The organism is Methanolobus sp. WCC4, from assembly GCF_038022665.1.
In the GTDB taxonomy this organism is placed as follows: domain Archaea; phylum Halobacteriota; class Methanosarcinia; order Methanosarcinales; family Methanosarcinaceae; genus Methanolobus.
Window position 1 is genome coordinate 1,603,038 of sequence record NZ_CP150629.1, and the last position, 18,007, is coordinate 1,621,044.

Here is an 18,007-nt window from a genome sequence, read left to right on the forward strand (position 1 = left end):
TATTATTTGGGCTCTGTAGAAAACCTACTTTTATTTTATATTGGCATGATTATTTAAAAAGGATTAATGCCCTTTGCAGTATATGCTACCGAAAACACATAGGTATGATTGTGTTTTGTCTAATAAGTACTTAAAGTTTGTTGATACAGTGCTAGCTGTATCAGGAAACTCACATCTTCAGATTTATAGTTGTAAATATTCTAACCCAAGTTTGACAGTTTTCACTCTTTTTTGAAGAGAATACATTCTATTCAACAAAAAATGAAAACTGTCAAACTTGGGAATTAACTCTCCGAATCTGCCATCAAGGGAATTACTCAAAAGATTTTAGAAGAAATCCAATCCCTACAAGAAATCAATGATAAAGTAATCAAGGAATTCTTGACAGCTGTTCTGAATAAATATTGATTGCATCAATAACATCGCATATTTTTATAATGTAAATTAATCTTTTTGAAACTTATTTATATTCAAACTCAAAACAACAATTCCCGACAATACTCCAAACCACAATGTACCAAATCGGATAATTAAAGCAGTTCCTGTAGCAATTGAATTAGGTACATCCAGAGTATGCAACAATCCGACAATACTGCCTTCAGCTATTCCCAATCCACCAGGGAGCATAGAGACTGCTCCTGCAAGTGATGAAAAAGCAAATACAAAGGTTGCATCAAGCAAGGGCCTACCAAGTCCAAAACCTTTGAGTACATACCACATTGCAATACATTCAAAGAACCAGGAAACGATGCTAATTGCTATTGTAAACAAAAGGGGTTTGTGCCTTAAAAGTGTATAAGCACTCTCATAGGATAGGCGTAAATGGTGAACATAATTTGAAACAAGGGGTAACCTCTCACAGAAATCTATGATTTTCATCGATAAAATTCTGGACTGAATAACAAGTACGATTAATGCAAATATTGTAAGAATTGCTATTAACAAATTCAAACTATAATCATAAACAATAATTCCCACAGAGGCAAGAATCAACAGACCCATGACATCTGTAAGTCTCTCGGCAAATATAATAGGAGCAGATTTGCTAATTTGAATATCATCTAGTTGCTTTAATAAATAGGACTTGAATACTTCACCAAGTTTTCCAGGGGTAATAGACATTACCAATCCACTAAAGAAAACGACGAAACTATCCTTTTTAGAAATATCAATGTCAAGTTTTCCTAGATAATAATCCCATTTGTAAAACCTGAAAATGTAATTAAGCAATGTAAGTAAGACAATTACAGGAATATAGGTCCACTTGAACTGGATGAAAGCTTCTGTAAGTTTCCCTACATCTGCATATATCAACAGAGCTATTATGACAAAAATCCCAAAAATGGATGAATACAACATTCGTTTTTTGATCTTATCTATTACTGACAATTCTTCGTCTCCATTTTCGTAATTTTGTCCATGCATGATTGTACAATGGGGATCGATTGCCATTTCCATCAGTAGAGAAGGAGTTGATAGCCGTGAGAATTAAATCTTTAGTATCACGTCCTTCCATTTCTGGAACTAATGTATATCCCAAACCAATCTCATTCAGATTATGGGCATCACTTCCCCCAACCCTGGGCATATTATTTTCTAATGCAAATTGTCTGGCCATGAGATTACTTTTTTCATCGATGCACCTAGAATTGAAAACCTCAATTGCATCGATTTTGGAACAATATTTGTCAACTTCTTTCAATCTCTTTGCTCGATATGTATCAAAGGGATGTGGTACAACTGCAATCCCTCCCTGCTTGTGAATTTCATCAATTACATCTTCTGCTTCTTTTGACATAATTGGGTGATGTAAAAATAGTCCCGTAATTTCCCCTTCATTTGTAGTTATTTCACAACCTATGATTACAGCAAAGTCTTTAGTTTCGTATTTCTTTGCTTCCAAGGCCCCATCTATAGTATCATGATCTGTAACTGCAATTCCATTCAAACCTCTTTGCATTGCGGCGTGGACAAGTTTTTTGGGAGGAAGTGCACCGCATTTTTTTGAATATTTGGTATGAGTATGTAGGTCGAATTTCATAAGTACCTCATTTCAGTAAGGGTCCCAATTATTGATATCTGGATAAGTGGGGTAAGGACCGTTTCCGTATTTGTCGAACAATTGACCCCATTCAGTTTGCATGAAATCCTGAATATGCTTTTTTCCAACTGTGGGATACCATATCCTGTCATGATAGGTTTCTGAGGCAAATATGAAAGATCTGAATATGGGAGAACGGAACAATAAAGAATGCAACCATTTGATATTAGCAGTGTTTTTACGTATTCTCTGATCCCATTTTATGATTGGGCTTTTACTGGCTTCAAAACCAAAATTCATGTCTTCAAATTCAGATCTGTCCAAACCTACGATATCTATTTGATCAATATCTCCAATCCCCAGTCCCCTATCGTGGGCCAGGCGTATATAATCAATATCCATTGGTTCAAAACCCATCATTTTTGCAGCGACTGCATCAATGGCAACCTGATCATCACTTCCCAGAATCACATTTCCTGCAAAAGGAACCATTGTTCTAGGGCCTGCACCATTACCACATATACAACCATCCATTGTGGCAAAAATACCTTTATGAATCTCTTGTTGGATTGCCAGTAGATCGACCAGCACTTCATGTATCTTTTTATGAGCATGATGTCGATGTTTGGGAATAAGGCCACCAAAAGCATTTTTCATGGAACCAGTGGTGGTTGTATGCCCATGGGTTTTGACAGTGGGCAGGTGGATAACATTCGTATCCAGAAACATTTCAGGCACAATAATTTCATCAAATATATCGTGCATAGCAAGCATTTCAGCTTTAGGTTCATGTTTAACCCAATTTACATCAGTTAGAGGCTGGAAATCCACATTGTGTTTTTCAAGGATTGGTAACCACTTGTTATAATAAGCACCTTTCCATGGATGGGTGACAACAGTTTGGTTTTCTACACCCACAATGTTTTCATAACCATCTTCCCTGAGAGTTTTAAGTACTCCATCCAACTGCCACGGTGGTGTGGAACATGCGGGATAGAAAAGGGTCCATGAAAGGTTTATTTTTATTGTTGTAGGATAGTTCTTTGAAACATGTTTGTTATAGTCTGCAAGATGCATTAATTCCTTGTAATCATCAAGAATTGTTTCCTGAGATGTTTTGAGTATTGAAACTTTTGAAGACATAATTTTACACTCCAATTTAATAAAGTCGCAACTATCCAATTATGAATATCAATATCACTGTAATTCCCCATACTACCATACTTGTAATCATACTTTTATCTTTGAATAACATCTCGGGTTCTCCTCCTATATTCTTTGAATGAATAAGAAAGAGGTATCTGAAAGTTCCATATATTGTAATAGGGATAGTTACCATCATTAAAATGTTTTCTGCAAGAAATGTATATAGTGAATATGACATTATCAGGGCAGCAGTGACGATTGTAATCATCTGGTCGAGCATTTGAGGTGAAACTCCATCCAATGATTTGCGATGCTTGTTTGCTTTATCATCAAGTAAGATAAGTTCATGTCTTCTTTTGCCCAAAGCTAAGAATAATGCTGCAAGAAATGTACATATTATCAACCAGGGAGAGATGAATACATTTATTGCTACACAACCCGCAGTGGCACGTAACACAAAACCTATGGATATGGTCAGCACATCAACCACCACGAGATTTTTGAGATATAACGAATAACTCAAGCTTAGAATAAAATATCCTATACCTACTATAAGAAATTGCCAGTTGATCAAGTACGCCCATATGGTCGCTAAGGCAAGAAATAGTGATGATGCAACAATTGCATGAGATATTTTCAGTTTTCCAGAAGCGATGGGCCTATTCTTTTTGGTGGGATGATGAATGTCCTTTTCTTTGTCAAGAATATCATTAATGATATACTGCGCACCTGAAAGCAGGCAAAACACAATGAATGCGGATATAGTGGTAATCCACATCTGCAAATTGAAATAGTTTAAAGAAAAGATTATGCATACAAAAATGATTAAATTTTTATACCACTGATGTGGGCGCATACTTTTGAGTATATCTTTTATCATGCGTATTATAAAAGGTAGCAATATTGAAATATTTATTGTTTCAGCTCTGTAGGACATCTATTAAAATAATCTTTGCATAAATGTTTAAGTTATGTTCATCTCTTTGCTTTCTCATTTTTTAGTTAAGCTTGTTTTTTTCTTTTTGAATGGAACAAGAATAGCTACATAAGTAGTTGTCTGCTGGTTGTTAAATGTATTGTACAAGTTTGAAAGTTTTCATTCCTTGATGAAGAGAATGTCTTCTCTTTCAACCCAAAATTTTCATTATTTGTCAGGAAAACGTATTTGACAGTTTGAATGATTTCGAACAGACTACTATGATTTTACCCGCCTTTCCCTTAAAATCAGTGAATTTATGCCATTAATTGGAGTAAAGGTACTTTTTTGACCCCCCTTTACCTTGAAATTTACCGTCACTGCCAAATTCAATAAGCTATTTTTAATGAATATTGTCTACCTATGCTTTAGTTCATTGAACTCATATTGCATTAGCGATATGGACAATTGTGCAATGAACCCAATGCTCACCGCACCATAAATGGTAGCACCCGTCCATACTCATAATACTTAAATCTCGATATCATTCTTCAGAGAATTGATAATCTTTTCGATTGAGTCTTTTTTCCGGTCAGTTTGTAGGGCTTGTTTTAGTTCACTTGACTTTAAGCAGAAAAATCCTTCTCTGCCCGTAACTAGCTTTTCTTCCAACAATTTGATAGCATCCTGTTTGTTAAGTTGCATCAATTTCGTCTGTAGAGAATAACTAACATCAACAAGGACATTGCTGATTCTGAACCTTTTAGGGAGTTTCTTATTCTTATCAATGGATTCCTGTATGGCCTTTGCTTCCTGCAAAAACCTCATAATTTTTCTTGCTTTAGAATCAGGCTGCTCCTTTTGGCGTTTTTTAGAAAATACATGTGATTGAAACTGTTTGGTTTAATGTTCTTCAGACTATATATCTCGTTTTCCTGATAAATGAGTTGTTGGACATTAAATATTAATGCTGTGCTGTGAAAGTATAGGCATTTCAGAGTAGTTTCGGTTCTGTAGGGGGTCCTTATTTTTATAGCAAGCCTTGACATATCTGTCAAGTTTATGCACTAACAGCTTGAATTTGACCGCTTTTAGTTGATTCCAATACCCTTTTGCCCTTATTTATTCACCATATTTTCTTTTTAGTACAGAGAACACCGTTTCAACCGGGTTTTTGTTATGGTGCAATTCTCTTTCAAATTCCCACACCATTTTTCTTCGATATGCTCCTTTAATTCTTTTCCTCTTTCTTTGTCTTAAAGGGATCATAGCTATCGCATCTAGTTGTTCTCTTGCTATTGAATGTATCTTTTCAGAATCTATCCTTTATCCATTATATAGCATTTTGATTTGCGAGTTTTATGGCATTGCTTAAGCAATGCCATTGAATGTTTTTCATCATGAACAGGCTTATCTGATATCTTTTAATCAGTAATAATGAACTTTGCAGTATCAACAGAGATGCTCGTTTTCAGGAACGATTATCGCTTCTTTCCTGTCCTCAACGAATAATAGTAGCTACAGTGACCACTAGTGACCCACTTGAATCAATAGTAGTAATTTCTATTTGTTCTCCATGTGAATAAAATGGCTTCAATGTTTGATGCAGTAATCCACTGAAATAGGTAGATTTTAGTCTTAGAATTAATTTATTAATTGTAGTAAAATGTGGAACCTCTTTGAGTCCAATTTTCTCTTTGACTTATCCATTAATTCTATAATTTCTACGATATTCCTCATCGAGATACACTTTCACCAAAAACAATGTCATAGCTGGCGTTGAGTATATTTCCTTTTAGAATATTTACAACTATAAATCTGAAGATGTGAGTTTCCTGATACAGCTAACGCTGTATCGACAAACTTTAAGTATTTATTAGACTAAACACAATCATTCTCTATGTGTTTTTGGTAGCATATGGCGCTAAGGGTTTAATCCTTTTTTATTTATTATGTATAAATAAAATATGGAGTGGTTTTTCTACAGAGCCGTAGTTTCAGTTATTAAGAATGTCGTCGTAAACTGACAATGTTTGCTGTACTACATTTGTCCATGTGTATTTTTTTGAAGATTCAGTAATAAATTCGTAATCCCAGTTAGTTTGAAATGCTTTTTGTATTGAATCTGAGAGCAAATCTGAGTTACCAGATTCTACTATAATACCCAATTTATCATCATTTATGATATCAGGAACTCCTCCAACATTTGTCCCTATAAATGGTTTGCCACATCCCATTGCTTCAAACATTACAGTAGGATTTCCTTCATTTAAGCTTGGTAATACAAATAAATCACATGCACCTAACCAAAAAACAATTTCCTCATGGGGCTTAATCCCTATTAGTTTCACTTTATTTTCCAGTTTCAAATTGAGTACTTGTTTTTTTAGTGTGTCTTTAAGAGGTCCCTCACCAATAATGATTAATATAAAATCATCTCTTTTGTCTGTCAATTTTGCCACAGCTTCTAACAAATACTTGTGGCCTTTTATTTCTACTAAGTTTCCGATTGACAATAATATTTTTTTATTTAATGGCAAGTTGAGCTTGTCTCTGCAAGAATTCATGTCCTTTGGCTTAAATAAATGTGAATTATAACCATTTGTAATAACTTTTTTTTCTGTAGATGTGTTCAAAGATGCAATAAGTTCCATATTTTTTTTACTTACTGTTAATACATAATCTACTTCATTTAGTAAATGACTTATTTTTCGACACCACCATTCATCCCTGAATGGCAGTTCATATATGTCGAAACCATGTGCAGTAATTATGGCAGGAACATTGTACATGAATTTCAATTTCGAGGCAACATAGCCAGAGGTCCAGGTAAAGTGCGCGTGGATTAGGTCAAATTTCAGGTTATTTTGCTCAATTTGCTTAACAACTGAGTTTAAATGTTGGTTTCCGGCTCTTCTCAAAAAGAATCCACGCGGTATATAGAAAAATTTATTGACAATAATGACCACATTGGATGGTTTATCGTTATTATTTATTTTATATTGGAGGGTTTTGTGAGAATACTTCCCCTTTTTTAGAATATTGGCTATATCAAATAATGTATTGTAGCGAACAAACACGTAAACATTATTAAAGCTCTTCGATATTTCGTCAGTCCAATCTTTTACAAATGCATTGTAACCATGACAAACAACTAGCAAGTTTTTTTTCCTTTCTTTTTCAGTCATACTTAGTGAGTTTTTAATCTTATGAATTGTTATTTATTTATCGTTTGGTTTAAAATTATTTATTAATAAATACCAAAAGAAGCTCATTCCTATTACGAAAAAAATCCACCCTAAATGTCTATGGACTAAATAGAACGCATCTAAGCTGATATAATATCCTGCCAAGATTATACTCATCACACGTAAAATATTGATTATATACAGTATGATAATTCCTATAAATATAAAAACAACCATTTTTTTGTAATCTTTAGACTTGATAGAAATCATATAAGCAAGTGCTGCCGATAAAAATATGGATATTGATTCTACTCCTGAGCAAGCATCGCCGATATAAACAACAAAGCTATCAAAATCTATTACATTACCATAATAACTTGTTGGTTTGATGAAGTTTAATAGAATTGCCGATAGCGCAGCTACAGATTTTGTCACGAAGTCAAAAAATAGGTTATTATCTTTATCTCCAGCTATGAAAGGTAGGCCACTAAATAGGAATCCGTATAGAATCATTGTAATAAATAAGAAATAAGTTATAAAGGATATACTATTTTTAGTTAGATTCAAGAAGTTGAGTACTCCTAGATTAAGCAAAATTATTATGAAGCCTGAGACCAGCATTCCGATGTCGAATGACCCAAGTTCGTCTAAAGCGAGAAAATTATAGATGAAAACAAGGATTACTAAAGCAATTCCAGCTAACAATTGCAATCGGTTAACTTCAAATCTTTCTTTTTCAAGAAGCGGTGTGGTTTTGCGATAAATATAGTATGCAAGTGCTATGGAACATAGACTAATAAAAACTCCAACAAAACGATTGTTGTAGGACCAGCTTAAAGATATCCTTAATCCAATTATGAAAATAGTTATACTCAGAATATATCCCAATTTATATAAGTCGAGTTTTTTATTCATTGTTAGCACCACACTATAATACGGAGTCTTTGGTTCAAAGGTATTTTTCACTTTTCTAATTAAGATGTTTGTTTTATTCTCGAAAACTTACCAATGCTTATGTGTTAAATTTATTAAAAACTCTTCTAAATTAGAACTTTTCCTAGAATTATTATTTGTTAATGTACTTTAATGTTCTGATTATTTGTTTAAGATTTGCTTTAGCTATGTATCTTTTGTAGATGATTAGATTTGATTATCTTTTGATGAATATTCGTTTTTGTATTCATAAACAATTGCTGAATAGAATTTCTTTATGGTACATTTATCATACTGCTCCTCAAGATATATTTTTTCATTTTCATTTAAATCTCTTGTGTGAGCTCCAATAATTATTAAATCATTAACATTTGTTAATGATGCATTATAATATTCAATTAAGTCCATATTTGGGTTTTGCATAACTAAAGTTACATCTGTTGGGATATTTTGCTTATTTACGTAATAATTATATCTGTTATGCATATCATAGTCCCCTAAAAATAATAAGTATGTTCCAATGTCAGCCTGATTTACAGAATATTCAATTGCTTCTCTAAATTGTTCTTTGTTTGGACTATAATAAGAAGGTAGCAACATCATTAAACAGATTAAACATGTTGCTAGTATGTATGCATTTTGTTTATGATTTCCAAATAATGGATTCATTGATACCCATAAAGCTATCAGAAGATATACCATAGGGGCTATTATTAACAAATTCCTTACGGTGAGAATAGGAGTATGCTGGGATATTAAAAATGTTATTGATGAAGAACTTAAAATTAGATACACTGCAATGAAGGTTGGGGATTTAAGACTTATAGTATTTATTGTACTGAACAGATTGCTCCTAAATTGTTTGAAGTTAATTATTAAAGGGATTATAACTATTAAAAGAAAAAAGATTAGTACGATTGTTTTTTTTGGATAGGTTGCCGTCATGAAAAAGTCAATGAATAGGTGTAAAGTTGGTGTTGGTATCCAAAAGTTTCCACCATTTTTTTCAGATATAGTAGTCTTTAATATTTGGAACCAAGGTAAATACGAAATAATCAAAATGAGCGCAACCAAAATGGGCTTGTATTTGTTTTCACCATAAACATAACTTATAGTAATCCAATATATACATTGCAATATAATTAATAGCAAGCCAAAATAGTGAGTATAAGATATCAGTATTGCGATAACTGAGTAGAACGCATAATGGTAATAATTTACTTTATTTTCTTCAGGAGTAGTAACAATTTTCATAAACAAAAAAGTTGAAACAATGGAAAACAATAGTAAAAAACTATAGCTTCTTGCTTCTTGGGAATAATATATACCTGCAAAAGTTAACGATAGCAAAATAGTTGCTGAGGTTGCTATATTTTTCCCATAAAATTGTTTTGTGTAATGATACATTGCTATCATTGATAAGAAGCCAGCCATTGCACTTGGCAACCGAACTGATACTTCAGAGTCTCCAAATAACTTCATCCAGAGGAATAAGAATAGATTATGTAGTGGTGGATGCACATCATATGATAATGTATCAAATAAGTAAGCTAAAGAGAATGAGGCATTAGTGATTGTATATAGCTCATCAACCCAAAGACTTTGTATGTCAAGTCCATAAAACCTCATTGAAGTCCCAATCACTAGGGCTATCAGTAGGTATGTTTTGTGACTGTTCATCATGTTGGAAAAATTCACACATGTATACTATAAATTATTGTATATATGTTTTACTAAATTTGTATGGTGGAAGTTAATATTTTTAAATTAGTAATCTTCTTCTATCTTTAACTCTATGCTTATTGATCTCTTCATGTGGCCTATTAGCTTGATTTGATTCGATGGGCTGGGATATTTATTAATCATTCATTGGTAATCTCTAGTAATTTTGCTTCATACATCCTTAAATCATAGTCCAAATCATCCTCTAAGATGCAATTCTCTAGGTAGTAGATAGTATAGTTTTTCAATACGTATTCCCTTATCTGATTTTCAGATAATCTGTATACATAATATCTATTTTTAGATTCATCATAATAATACCCATCGATGACAGAATGACTAATTGTTCCATTTGCTGAATTCGCCAAATAAGTCATCTCTATATAAGGTAAGTAGCTTCTAACAATAAATACTGAATTTTTCATATCAAAATCGATTATTTCATTGGTAATTTCTATATTTGTAACTCTATCATTTGCATTATCAAGAACTAAACCCTCTCCAATGATTTTAATATTAATTTCTTCTTTATTGGTTGCATCAATGTCTCCAATTGCGAATATTGAGTTTGATACCAATAATAGACTGAGTATCAGGATGTGTTTATCGTTTCCTATTTTCTCCAAAAATAAAAGAATAAATGGTACTGTAGGTATCAAATAACCTGCATCATACGGTACTTTTGCATAAAGCAGTAAAAATGGTACAATAGCAATTAAATAAAATATAACTTGTTTATTTTCTGAATGAATTTCATTAGAAAAAGTAGATTTGAACTTAACAACATAAAATAGAATATAAGAAATAGATATTAGGCCAATAGAATCATAAATATTGTAACCAAAACGTTCAATGTGCTCTATTAATGTATAATTTGTTGGATAATAAGTAATAAAGGTAAATCCATATTTTAAAAACAGTGGTGTGTATACTATTGTTGATACAATACCAACAACTACTACGTATTCTCCAATAAATCTCTTAATCTTTTTGTGGGAATATTGGCCATAAATGTAGAACAAAATTGCTGGTAGCAACAATAATGAAGTTGACCTGGAACCAATAGCCAGGCCAAACAAAGCTGCTGAAAGCACATATCTGCTTTCTAGCAAAGTGCAAATGCTAAGCATGATGAAGCACATTGCCCACATATAGTCCATAGTATTTGTACTGTTGATCCATATAAGGGGAACAAAAGCGTATGTTAAAAACAATATACCTTTATTTTTGACATTGAGTTCCAACAGAATTTTCCCAAAAGCATATATAGAAATCAGGGTGATTATCATTGTAAGGGTATTTGTTGCAAACCAACCGTAATTAATAAGTACAGAATTTAAATATTCAGGAAATGGATATCCCGGAAAACGAGATGGAAAATATACACCTGTATTTTTCAGATAAAATGCTGATACTGCAATTCTCCATGAATCCGGGTCGTCACCAAATCCTTTATTCAAAAAAGGAAACCGTGTAATAATATATATAAATGAAAAGATTAAAAAAAGCCTGATTTTGGTAAAATCTAAATAACGGATGCCATTTTTATCAGAAAACATTTTAACTTTTCTCCAAATTTGTGGGGTAAATAAGTTGTTATGTTTGTAATAATTCTAATTCAATTCACAACTATATTGAACTCATTTTTAGGTATCTATTAACTATTATACTGTATATATCACTTTCCAAATTTGATTGATTAGCTAAATTAAACGTAAGATTTCTTACATTCCTGATAATATCACAGGGAAATACTTTTCATACTTTGTTTATATTCATATAAGGAAAGTACGTCTAATCATTTCGCATCAAATTAATAATTATCTGCAATATAGTATTTACTTGATAGGATTGTCTAAATATAATATACTATAATATGTAGATTGAACTTTCTAATAGAAATCTAATTAAGTTTGAATTGGATACCATAAATTGGTTTAGTCAAACTGTTATTTTGGTGATATTTTGAATCTCAAATATGATTTGAATCCTATGAAGGATGGGTTAATAAATGTTAGCATTAAATATTGTTTCTTTTTCATAATCATATTTGCTCTAGGAAATATCCTTGTTAATCTATCTCGTGTTTATTTGTTCCCTAATGCTGATATCCCGTTATTCTGGCCAATTAGTGTATTTCATCCAAAGATTTTATGGCCGATAACACTATTACCTTTTAATCTAGATAAAATTAATCTGTTATCTGCTTTTATTTCAATAGCATTGTATAGTGTTGTTTTCATAAACACTATTTTAAACCTAGATAAAATAAAGTCAAAATATTTAATATATTTTATTGGGGCGGCTTCTATTTCATTAAGTAATTTGGTACATGGTATCCACGATGGCCTTTTTTATCCGATTGCAGGATGTGTCCAAAATTACTACTATGATGCCATTGAGATAGTTAATCCTTACTTATTTGTCTCTACTTACAATCAAATACAGCCAGAATTATTGACTCATTCATCTACCCATCCACCAGGGGCTGTTCTCTTATACTATTATTTAAATCAATTTTTGATATATCCTGAAATTTCAAGTTTGTTTTTGATGCTTATTTCACTATCTATTGTCTACTTTGTTTACAATTTGATGCGACAATTCTATGAAGAAAAACTATCTTTAAATATGACATTAATTTTTATATTTATTCCTGCCATACAAATATATTACCTTTCATCTATTGACAGTATAATAAGCTTATTATTCATAGGTTTGATATATTATTATTTACAGTTGAAATCCAATAAGTCACTATATGCTATAATTGCTATTTTTATATTTACCTTTATTTCTTCTTTTGCTACGTATCTTGTTATATACCCAATAATGGCAATGTATATTGATATGTTGTACAAAAGAAATTATGGAAATATGATGTTGTTTGGAAGTATGATTTCTATCATATTGTCCATATATGGATATTTTAATTTTGATTATATAGGAGGCTTTTTGACAGCTTCATTTTTGGAAAATCCACAAGGTTTTCGTTTTTTTTCAGAACCTTTTTCATATCTATTTACACGCCTTGAAAATATTGCAGAAATAGTATTATTTTATGGCCCATTACTTACAATTGCTACATATAAAGGGATTAGACATAATTTAGATAATGAATGTATTAGATTTATTTTGACCTTCATTATTTTATTGTTGTTGTTCTTTTTTGCAGGTGTTGCGAGGACAGGTGAAACTGCTAGATGTTGTATTTTTATCTATCCTTTATTGCTAATTCCAGCTGCATACTTTTTTGTCGACTTAGATTGTACAGTTAGGTTTAATAAAGTAAAACTAATATTAACAACTTTATGGATACAAACGTTGTTAATGCAAACATTTGGGTTTTATTATTGGTGATGTCCTAAAAGTCAGATAGAATTATTTACAACCTTATCTATAATCATATCTCAAAAAGTATACTTGAATCGATAGAATGTTTTTTAATAAAACAGGAACAGAATATTAAGTTTTATAATAAATTAAATTTTTGAAATCAACAAAATCATATATTAGGAAGCGTTGCAAGAAAAGGCACCAACTTTATCAAAATGAAATCAACAACTTTACAAAAATTCAGATTTTTATATATTGAAATATGCGAAATGTATGGGGCAATGAATAATTTTATAATGTATATGATTTATATCTAAGTTAACAATATTCCTTTTGGCATTATAGGTAAGTTCATATCCTTTGTTCGATAAAGAACTATTGATATTTATTGATTTATAATATAGTACGTATATAGCTACAAATTGATATAATTAGTTGATTAAAAAATGAATATATTATTTATTGCATATAACGTTAATTTGCACTCAAGAACCGGGGATGCGATACATGTTTCTGAATTATCGATGAATCTGGCAGCTTTAGAAAACAAAGTTTCTCTCCTAGCTTCTTTTGATTCTCCTTCCAACAATGACCTAAATTTTCTTACAAATAACAAAAATGTGATATTAGTTCCGTTTATAAGATCAAAAGGAAAATATTTTAAATCTAGAAACCTAAGTCTATTATTACAGTGTTTTAAATTAGCTAAAGAAGCTCATCCAGATATAATCTATGAAAGAAATTTCTCATGTAAGATTGGTTCCATACTAAGTTTTTTATTAGGAATTCCACTAATCGTTGAGATTAATGGTGTCATGGATGAAGAAATGTTATTGAAAAATGGCTTTATCTTCCGAAAAAAGGCAATTGTTTCAAATTGGTTGAAAAAGATTTTTTATAGGAGTGCAAGTACTATTATTGCAGTATCTCCAATGATAAAAGAAAAAATGATTGATACTTATCACATCGAAAGCTCAAAAGTAGAGGTTGTTCCAAATGGAGCAGATGTTGATTTGTTCTCACCACTGGACAAAAACATTGCTCGAAGAAAGCTAGGATTAGATTCTAACTTAAAGTATCTATGTTTTGTTGGAAACCTTGCTTCATGGCAAGGTCTTGATTTTCTTGTTAGTTCAGCACCATTCATATTGGAACAAGAGCCTGACATCAGATTTTTGATAGTAGGAGATGGTGTCATGCGTAATGAGTTGGAAAGCATGACTAATGATAACAATACAGTTGATATGTTCGTATTTACGGGAAATGTTCCTTTCAAGGATGTTCCACTTTACATAAATTCAAGTGACATCTGCATTGCTCTGTTCAACGAGGGCCGCAAATGTTCCCCACTAAAAGTATTTGAGTACTTGGCCTGTGGTAAACCTGTTATAATCACCGATCTTGGTGGAGATACTGAAATATTTCGTGGAATTGATTCTGTATTCTTCCTTGAATCAAGACAACCAAAAAGTCTGGCAGATTTGATATCTCATGTTCTTCCACATGTTGATAATCAAAAACGTGTAATCGAAGCAAGAAATTTCATTGTTGAGAAGTATGCATGGGAAAACACTGCTCAAAGAGTTGTTGATATTTGCAACAAAGCCATGAGGAATAAATACTGAGGACTTTTATGCATAAAATGATTAAGATTTTGTTCCTTTATGATGAACCTCGAACCTTCATACTTCAGGATTTAGCTATATTGAAGGATTATTATGATGTTGTACCTTTAAAGTATAGTGGTAAGAAAGATATTCCACTTATTGCTTGGTATATTCTGATAACAGACATTAATTTTTCCTGGTTTGCACTAGGGTATGCATCTGTAGCTGTTTTTTTCTCAAAATTATTTCGTAAAAAATCAGTTGTTGTTGCTGGCGGATGGGATGTGGCTAGTGTTCCCGAGATAAACTATGGTGCGATGCAAACACCAAAACGTCGGAGGAAAACAAAGTTTACATTGGATCATGCAGACCGAATTCTCGCAGTATCGGAATCTACTAAAAAAGAAGTACTAAGCTGGAGTCCGGATAGTAAAGTTGCAGTTGTCTATAATGGAATAAATCCTACGTTATATGTCCCCAATGATCAGAAAAAGAAAATTGTTCTTACTGTAGGTGGTGTTAGTTGGAGCACAGTTTACAAAAAGGGTCTGGAAACCTTTGTCAAGGCTGCAAAATACATGCAAGATACGGAATTTGTATTGGCGGGGAAGCATTTCGATGATGCACATGAATATTTGGAATCAATATCCACTCCAAATGTAAGATTCACTGGATACATTCCATCTGATGATCTACGCAAATTATATCAGGATGCTAAAGTATATGTTCAGGTGTCTGCTCATGAATCTTTTGGATGTTCGCTGGCTGAAGCAATGCTTTGCGAATGTGTACCGGTTGCAACAGAAAGGGCAGCTCTAACAGAAGTTGTAGGTGATGTAGGGTATTATGTGGATTACAATGACCCTGAGGGAACAGCTCAAGCAATAAAAGAAGCATTATCATCTAACAAAGGTCTGGATGCTAGATCTCGAATAGAAAAATTATATCCCAGAGAGAGACGAAAAGATAAAATAATAGAGATCATTGAAGGTTTTTCTCAGGAAAGTCTTTAATCTATATGGAAATCAAAGAACATGACAAATAAATCCTTGGTTGATTGTGATCTATCTGTGGTTGTCATCGCACGAAATGAAGAAGATATGATAGCTACCTGTATAGAATCAGTACTTACTTCTGTAAAGAATGCTCATGATGCTGGTATAATAGGGTCAAGTGAATTGATCTTGGCTGATTCTGCTTCTACTGACAGGACAATAGAGATTGCGAAAAGATATCCTATTAAGATTGTCCAGTTAGACCAAAAATGGCCTCTTTCGGCATCTGCTGGACGCTACATCGGCTTTCTCAATTCCATTGGGAGATATGTTTATTTTATGGATGGAGATTGTACGATGGATGAGCAGTGGTTTTCCAAGTCGATTCCATATTTAAAAGATGAACGAATTGGTGGTCTCGAAGGTATTGAAGCTGAATATGTAAGCAGTAACTCTCTATTGCAGACAATGGTGGAGTCCTCTAGTTCAAAAACAGAAACGGTTATAGAAACTGATTTTGTAGGTAAGGCATTGTTTAAGAGAGAGGTATTGGAAGAAGTTGGACCATACAATCCTTATTTAATAGGTGGGGAAGATCGCGATATTTCATATAGGGTATGTTCTGCCGGATATTTGTTGCTTAGACTTCCTTTTAATGCTGTAACTCATTTCTGGGCAAAAAAAGAAGGGAATCTGAGTCTGAAGAGATATTTACAATCAGTCTATGTATGGAGCAAAGGGGATGGTCAGGCTTTCCGCTACACTTATAAAGACAGCGATATGTTCTACAGGCACATCTTGAGATATGTCAATACATTTTACTTGAAGGTTTACGGCCTGATTTTTCTGCTTGTTTCTTTCACTTACATGAATATACTGGCATTTATTTTATCTTCAGAATCAATTGCTTCTTTTCTAATTGCAGTATTTATTGACTTAATACTTATGGGCTTTGCAGGATTATATATGGTTATTCGCAAAAAGGGAGGACAGTGGAAAGAATTCCTTTTTTCATTCCATATGATTCCTTATGTACTTGTACGTCATTATGGGTTTATCGTGGGTTTTTTGAAGTTTCCAAAAGATCCCAAGAACTATCCTACAAATGCAATGCTTATAAAAGATTAATATAAAGGTGAAACAATGGTTTTGTCTGAAAAACAGGGTGTTTCGGTATATTGCACTGTATTAAATGAAGAGTCCTCAATAAAAGCACTACTTGAATCTTTGCTTTCACAGACGAGGTTGCCCGATGAAATTGTGATTGTTGACGGAGGTTCAACCGACAGAACGATTGATGTTATTCATGATTATACTCAAAAATATCCTATTATCAGGCTGTTCATTGAAAAGAATGCTAATGTGGCTCAGGGCAGAAACATGGCCATAGCAAACACTAGTTATGATATTATTGTTTCAATAGATGCGGGGTGTATAGCCGATAGGTTCTGGCTTGAAAACATTATTGAATATTTTGATAGTAGTGTTGATATTGTTGCTGGGGTTTGTGTACCGGATGGTAAGACATTGTTTGAGATTTGCTCTGGGGAAGTGTTATATCCATCAGTTGATGAATTTAAGGCAGATTGGCCTTCCCATCAGAACTTAGCTTTCCGGAAGCATGTGTGGACCAAAATTAAATATCCTGAAAAATGTTATCGCTCCGAAGACAGTTGGTTCAATCTAAGACTCAGGGAAAATGGATTTAAATGTAAACTTGCAAAAAATTCAGTAGTTTATTGGCGACCTCGCAAGAACTTCCGAGAAGTATTTAACAACTCATATATGTGGGCCAAATCCAATATTGAGAATGATGTAAGAGCTTCTAAGACAAGGCAACTGGCTCAACTTGGTTCACGCAAGTTAATATGGAATTCATCCAGTCTTCTTGCATTTTTTGTTGTGTTTGTCTTCTTCTCAAAAGTCGGAGCTATTATATTATTTCCATTTATTTTGAAACCTATGATTAATACTTATCCTGGAGAAAAAAACATTTCAAAAATAATCTACAAAAATACAATATATTATACGCATATTTTAGCCTATAGCCTAGGCTATAGAGATGGGCAAAAAATAGTAAAGAGACGATTAAAAGCTGAATCTGGTAAGCGTTAGAAATAGCT

The 18,007-nt window shown here is 32.6% G+C and carries 14 protein-coding genes and 1 pseudogene; 5 read left to right on the forward strand and 10 right to left on the reverse strand.

The genetic code is table 11. From position 1 onward, the window contains the following. Positions 1 to 444: 444 nt before the first annotated feature. The 10 genes and pseudogenes from V7O63_RS07725 to V7O63_RS07770 all read right to left on the reverse strand — a co-directional run bounded on the left by V7O63_RS07725 (position 445) and on the right by V7O63_RS07770 (position 11,406). On the reverse strand, positions 445 to 1,389 hold the full coding sequence (locus V7O63_RS07725) for a lysylphosphatidylglycerol synthase transmembrane domain-containing protein (protein WP_340817844.1): 945 nt from the start codon (positions 1,387 to 1,389) through the stop codon (positions 445 to 447). Continuing rightward, positions 1,373 to 2,041, reverse strand: a complete 669-nt coding sequence (locus tag V7O63_RS07730; RefSeq protein WP_340817846.1) for a PHP domain-containing protein — start codon at positions 2,039 to 2,041, stop codon at positions 1,373 to 1,375. Before V7O63_RS07730 ends, V7O63_RS07725 begins: the two co-directional genes overlap by 17 nt. A gap of 12 nt (positions 2,042 to 2,053) precedes the next feature. After that, on the reverse strand, positions 2,054 to 3,184 hold the full coding sequence (locus tag V7O63_RS07735) for a DUF362 domain-containing protein (protein ID WP_340817848.1): 1,131 nt from the start codon (positions 3,182 to 3,184) through the stop codon (positions 2,054 to 2,056). Positions 3,185 to 3,215: 31 nt separating this feature from the next. After that, positions 3,216 to 4,124 carry a decaprenyl-phosphate phosphoribosyltransferase gene (locus V7O63_RS07740; RefSeq protein WP_340817850.1) on the reverse strand — a complete coding sequence of 303 codons (909 nt, stop codon included), beginning with the start codon at positions 4,122 to 4,124 and terminating at the stop codon, positions 3,216 to 3,218. 510 nt (positions 4,125 to 4,634) lie between these two features. Next, the gene (locus V7O63_RS07745; RefSeq protein WP_340817851.1) at positions 4,635 to 4,922 is read right to left on the reverse strand and encodes a hypothetical protein; all 288 of its coding nucleotides are present in this window, start codon (positions 4,920 to 4,922) and stop codon (positions 4,635 to 4,637) included. A gap of 138 nt (positions 4,923 to 5,060) precedes the next feature. After that, positions 5,061 to 6,005, reverse strand: a pseudogene (locus tag V7O63_RS07750) (IS5 family transposase). 95 nt (positions 6,006 to 6,100) lie between these two features. After that, a complete protein-coding gene (locus V7O63_RS07755; protein WP_340817852.1) occupies positions 6,101 to 7,291 on the reverse strand; it encodes a glycosyltransferase in 1,191 nt (396 codons plus the stop codon). Positions 7,292 to 7,324: 33 nt separating this feature from the next. Continuing rightward, positions 7,325 to 8,206: an exosortase/archaeosortase family protein gene (locus V7O63_RS07760; RefSeq protein WP_340817853.1), complete on the reverse strand. Its 882-nt coding sequence runs from the start codon at positions 8,204 to 8,206 to the stop codon at positions 7,325 to 7,327. Between the two features lie 225 nt (positions 8,207 to 8,431). Further along, complete coding sequence (locus V7O63_RS07765) at positions 8,432 to 9,907, reverse strand: glycosyltransferase family 39 protein (RefSeq protein ID WP_340817854.1); 1,476 nt, start codon at positions 9,905 to 9,907, stop codon at positions 8,432 to 8,434. 179 nt (positions 9,908 to 10,086) lie between these two features. Then, the gene (locus tag V7O63_RS07770; protein ID WP_340817856.1) at positions 10,087 to 11,406 is read right to left on the reverse strand and encodes an EpsG family protein; all 1,320 of its coding nucleotides are present in this window, start codon (positions 11,404 to 11,406) and stop codon (positions 10,087 to 10,089) included. A gap of 505 nt (positions 11,407 to 11,911) precedes the next feature. Between V7O63_RS07770 and V7O63_RS07775 the strand changes: the two genes are divergently transcribed. The 5 genes from V7O63_RS07775 (at position 11,912) to V7O63_RS07795 (ending at position 17,999) form a co-directional block, all read left to right on the forward strand. Then, complete coding sequence (locus V7O63_RS07775; protein WP_340817858.1) at positions 11,912 to 13,306, forward strand: hypothetical protein; 1,395 nt, start codon at positions 11,912 to 11,914, stop codon at positions 13,304 to 13,306. 455 nt (positions 13,307 to 13,761) lie between these two features. After that, complete coding sequence (locus V7O63_RS07780; protein ID WP_340817860.1) at positions 13,762 to 14,907, forward strand: glycosyltransferase family 4 protein; 1,146 nt, start codon at positions 13,762 to 13,764, stop codon at positions 14,905 to 14,907. Between the two features lie 8 nt (positions 14,908 to 14,915). Then, entirely contained in the window at positions 14,916 to 15,902 is a 987-nt protein-coding gene (locus V7O63_RS07785) for a glycosyltransferase family 4 protein (protein ID WP_340817862.1), read from the forward strand. A 21-nt stretch (positions 15,903 to 15,923) separates the two neighbouring features. Next, positions 15,924 to 17,012, forward strand: a complete 1,089-nt coding sequence (locus V7O63_RS07790; protein ID WP_340817864.1) for a glycosyltransferase — start codon at positions 15,924 to 15,926, stop codon at positions 17,010 to 17,012. Positions 17,013 to 17,027: 15 nt separating this feature from the next. Beyond that, a complete protein-coding gene (locus tag V7O63_RS07795; RefSeq protein WP_340817865.1) occupies positions 17,028 to 17,999 on the forward strand; it encodes a glycosyltransferase in 972 nt (323 codons plus the stop codon). Positions 18,000 to 18,007: the final 8 nt, after the last annotated feature.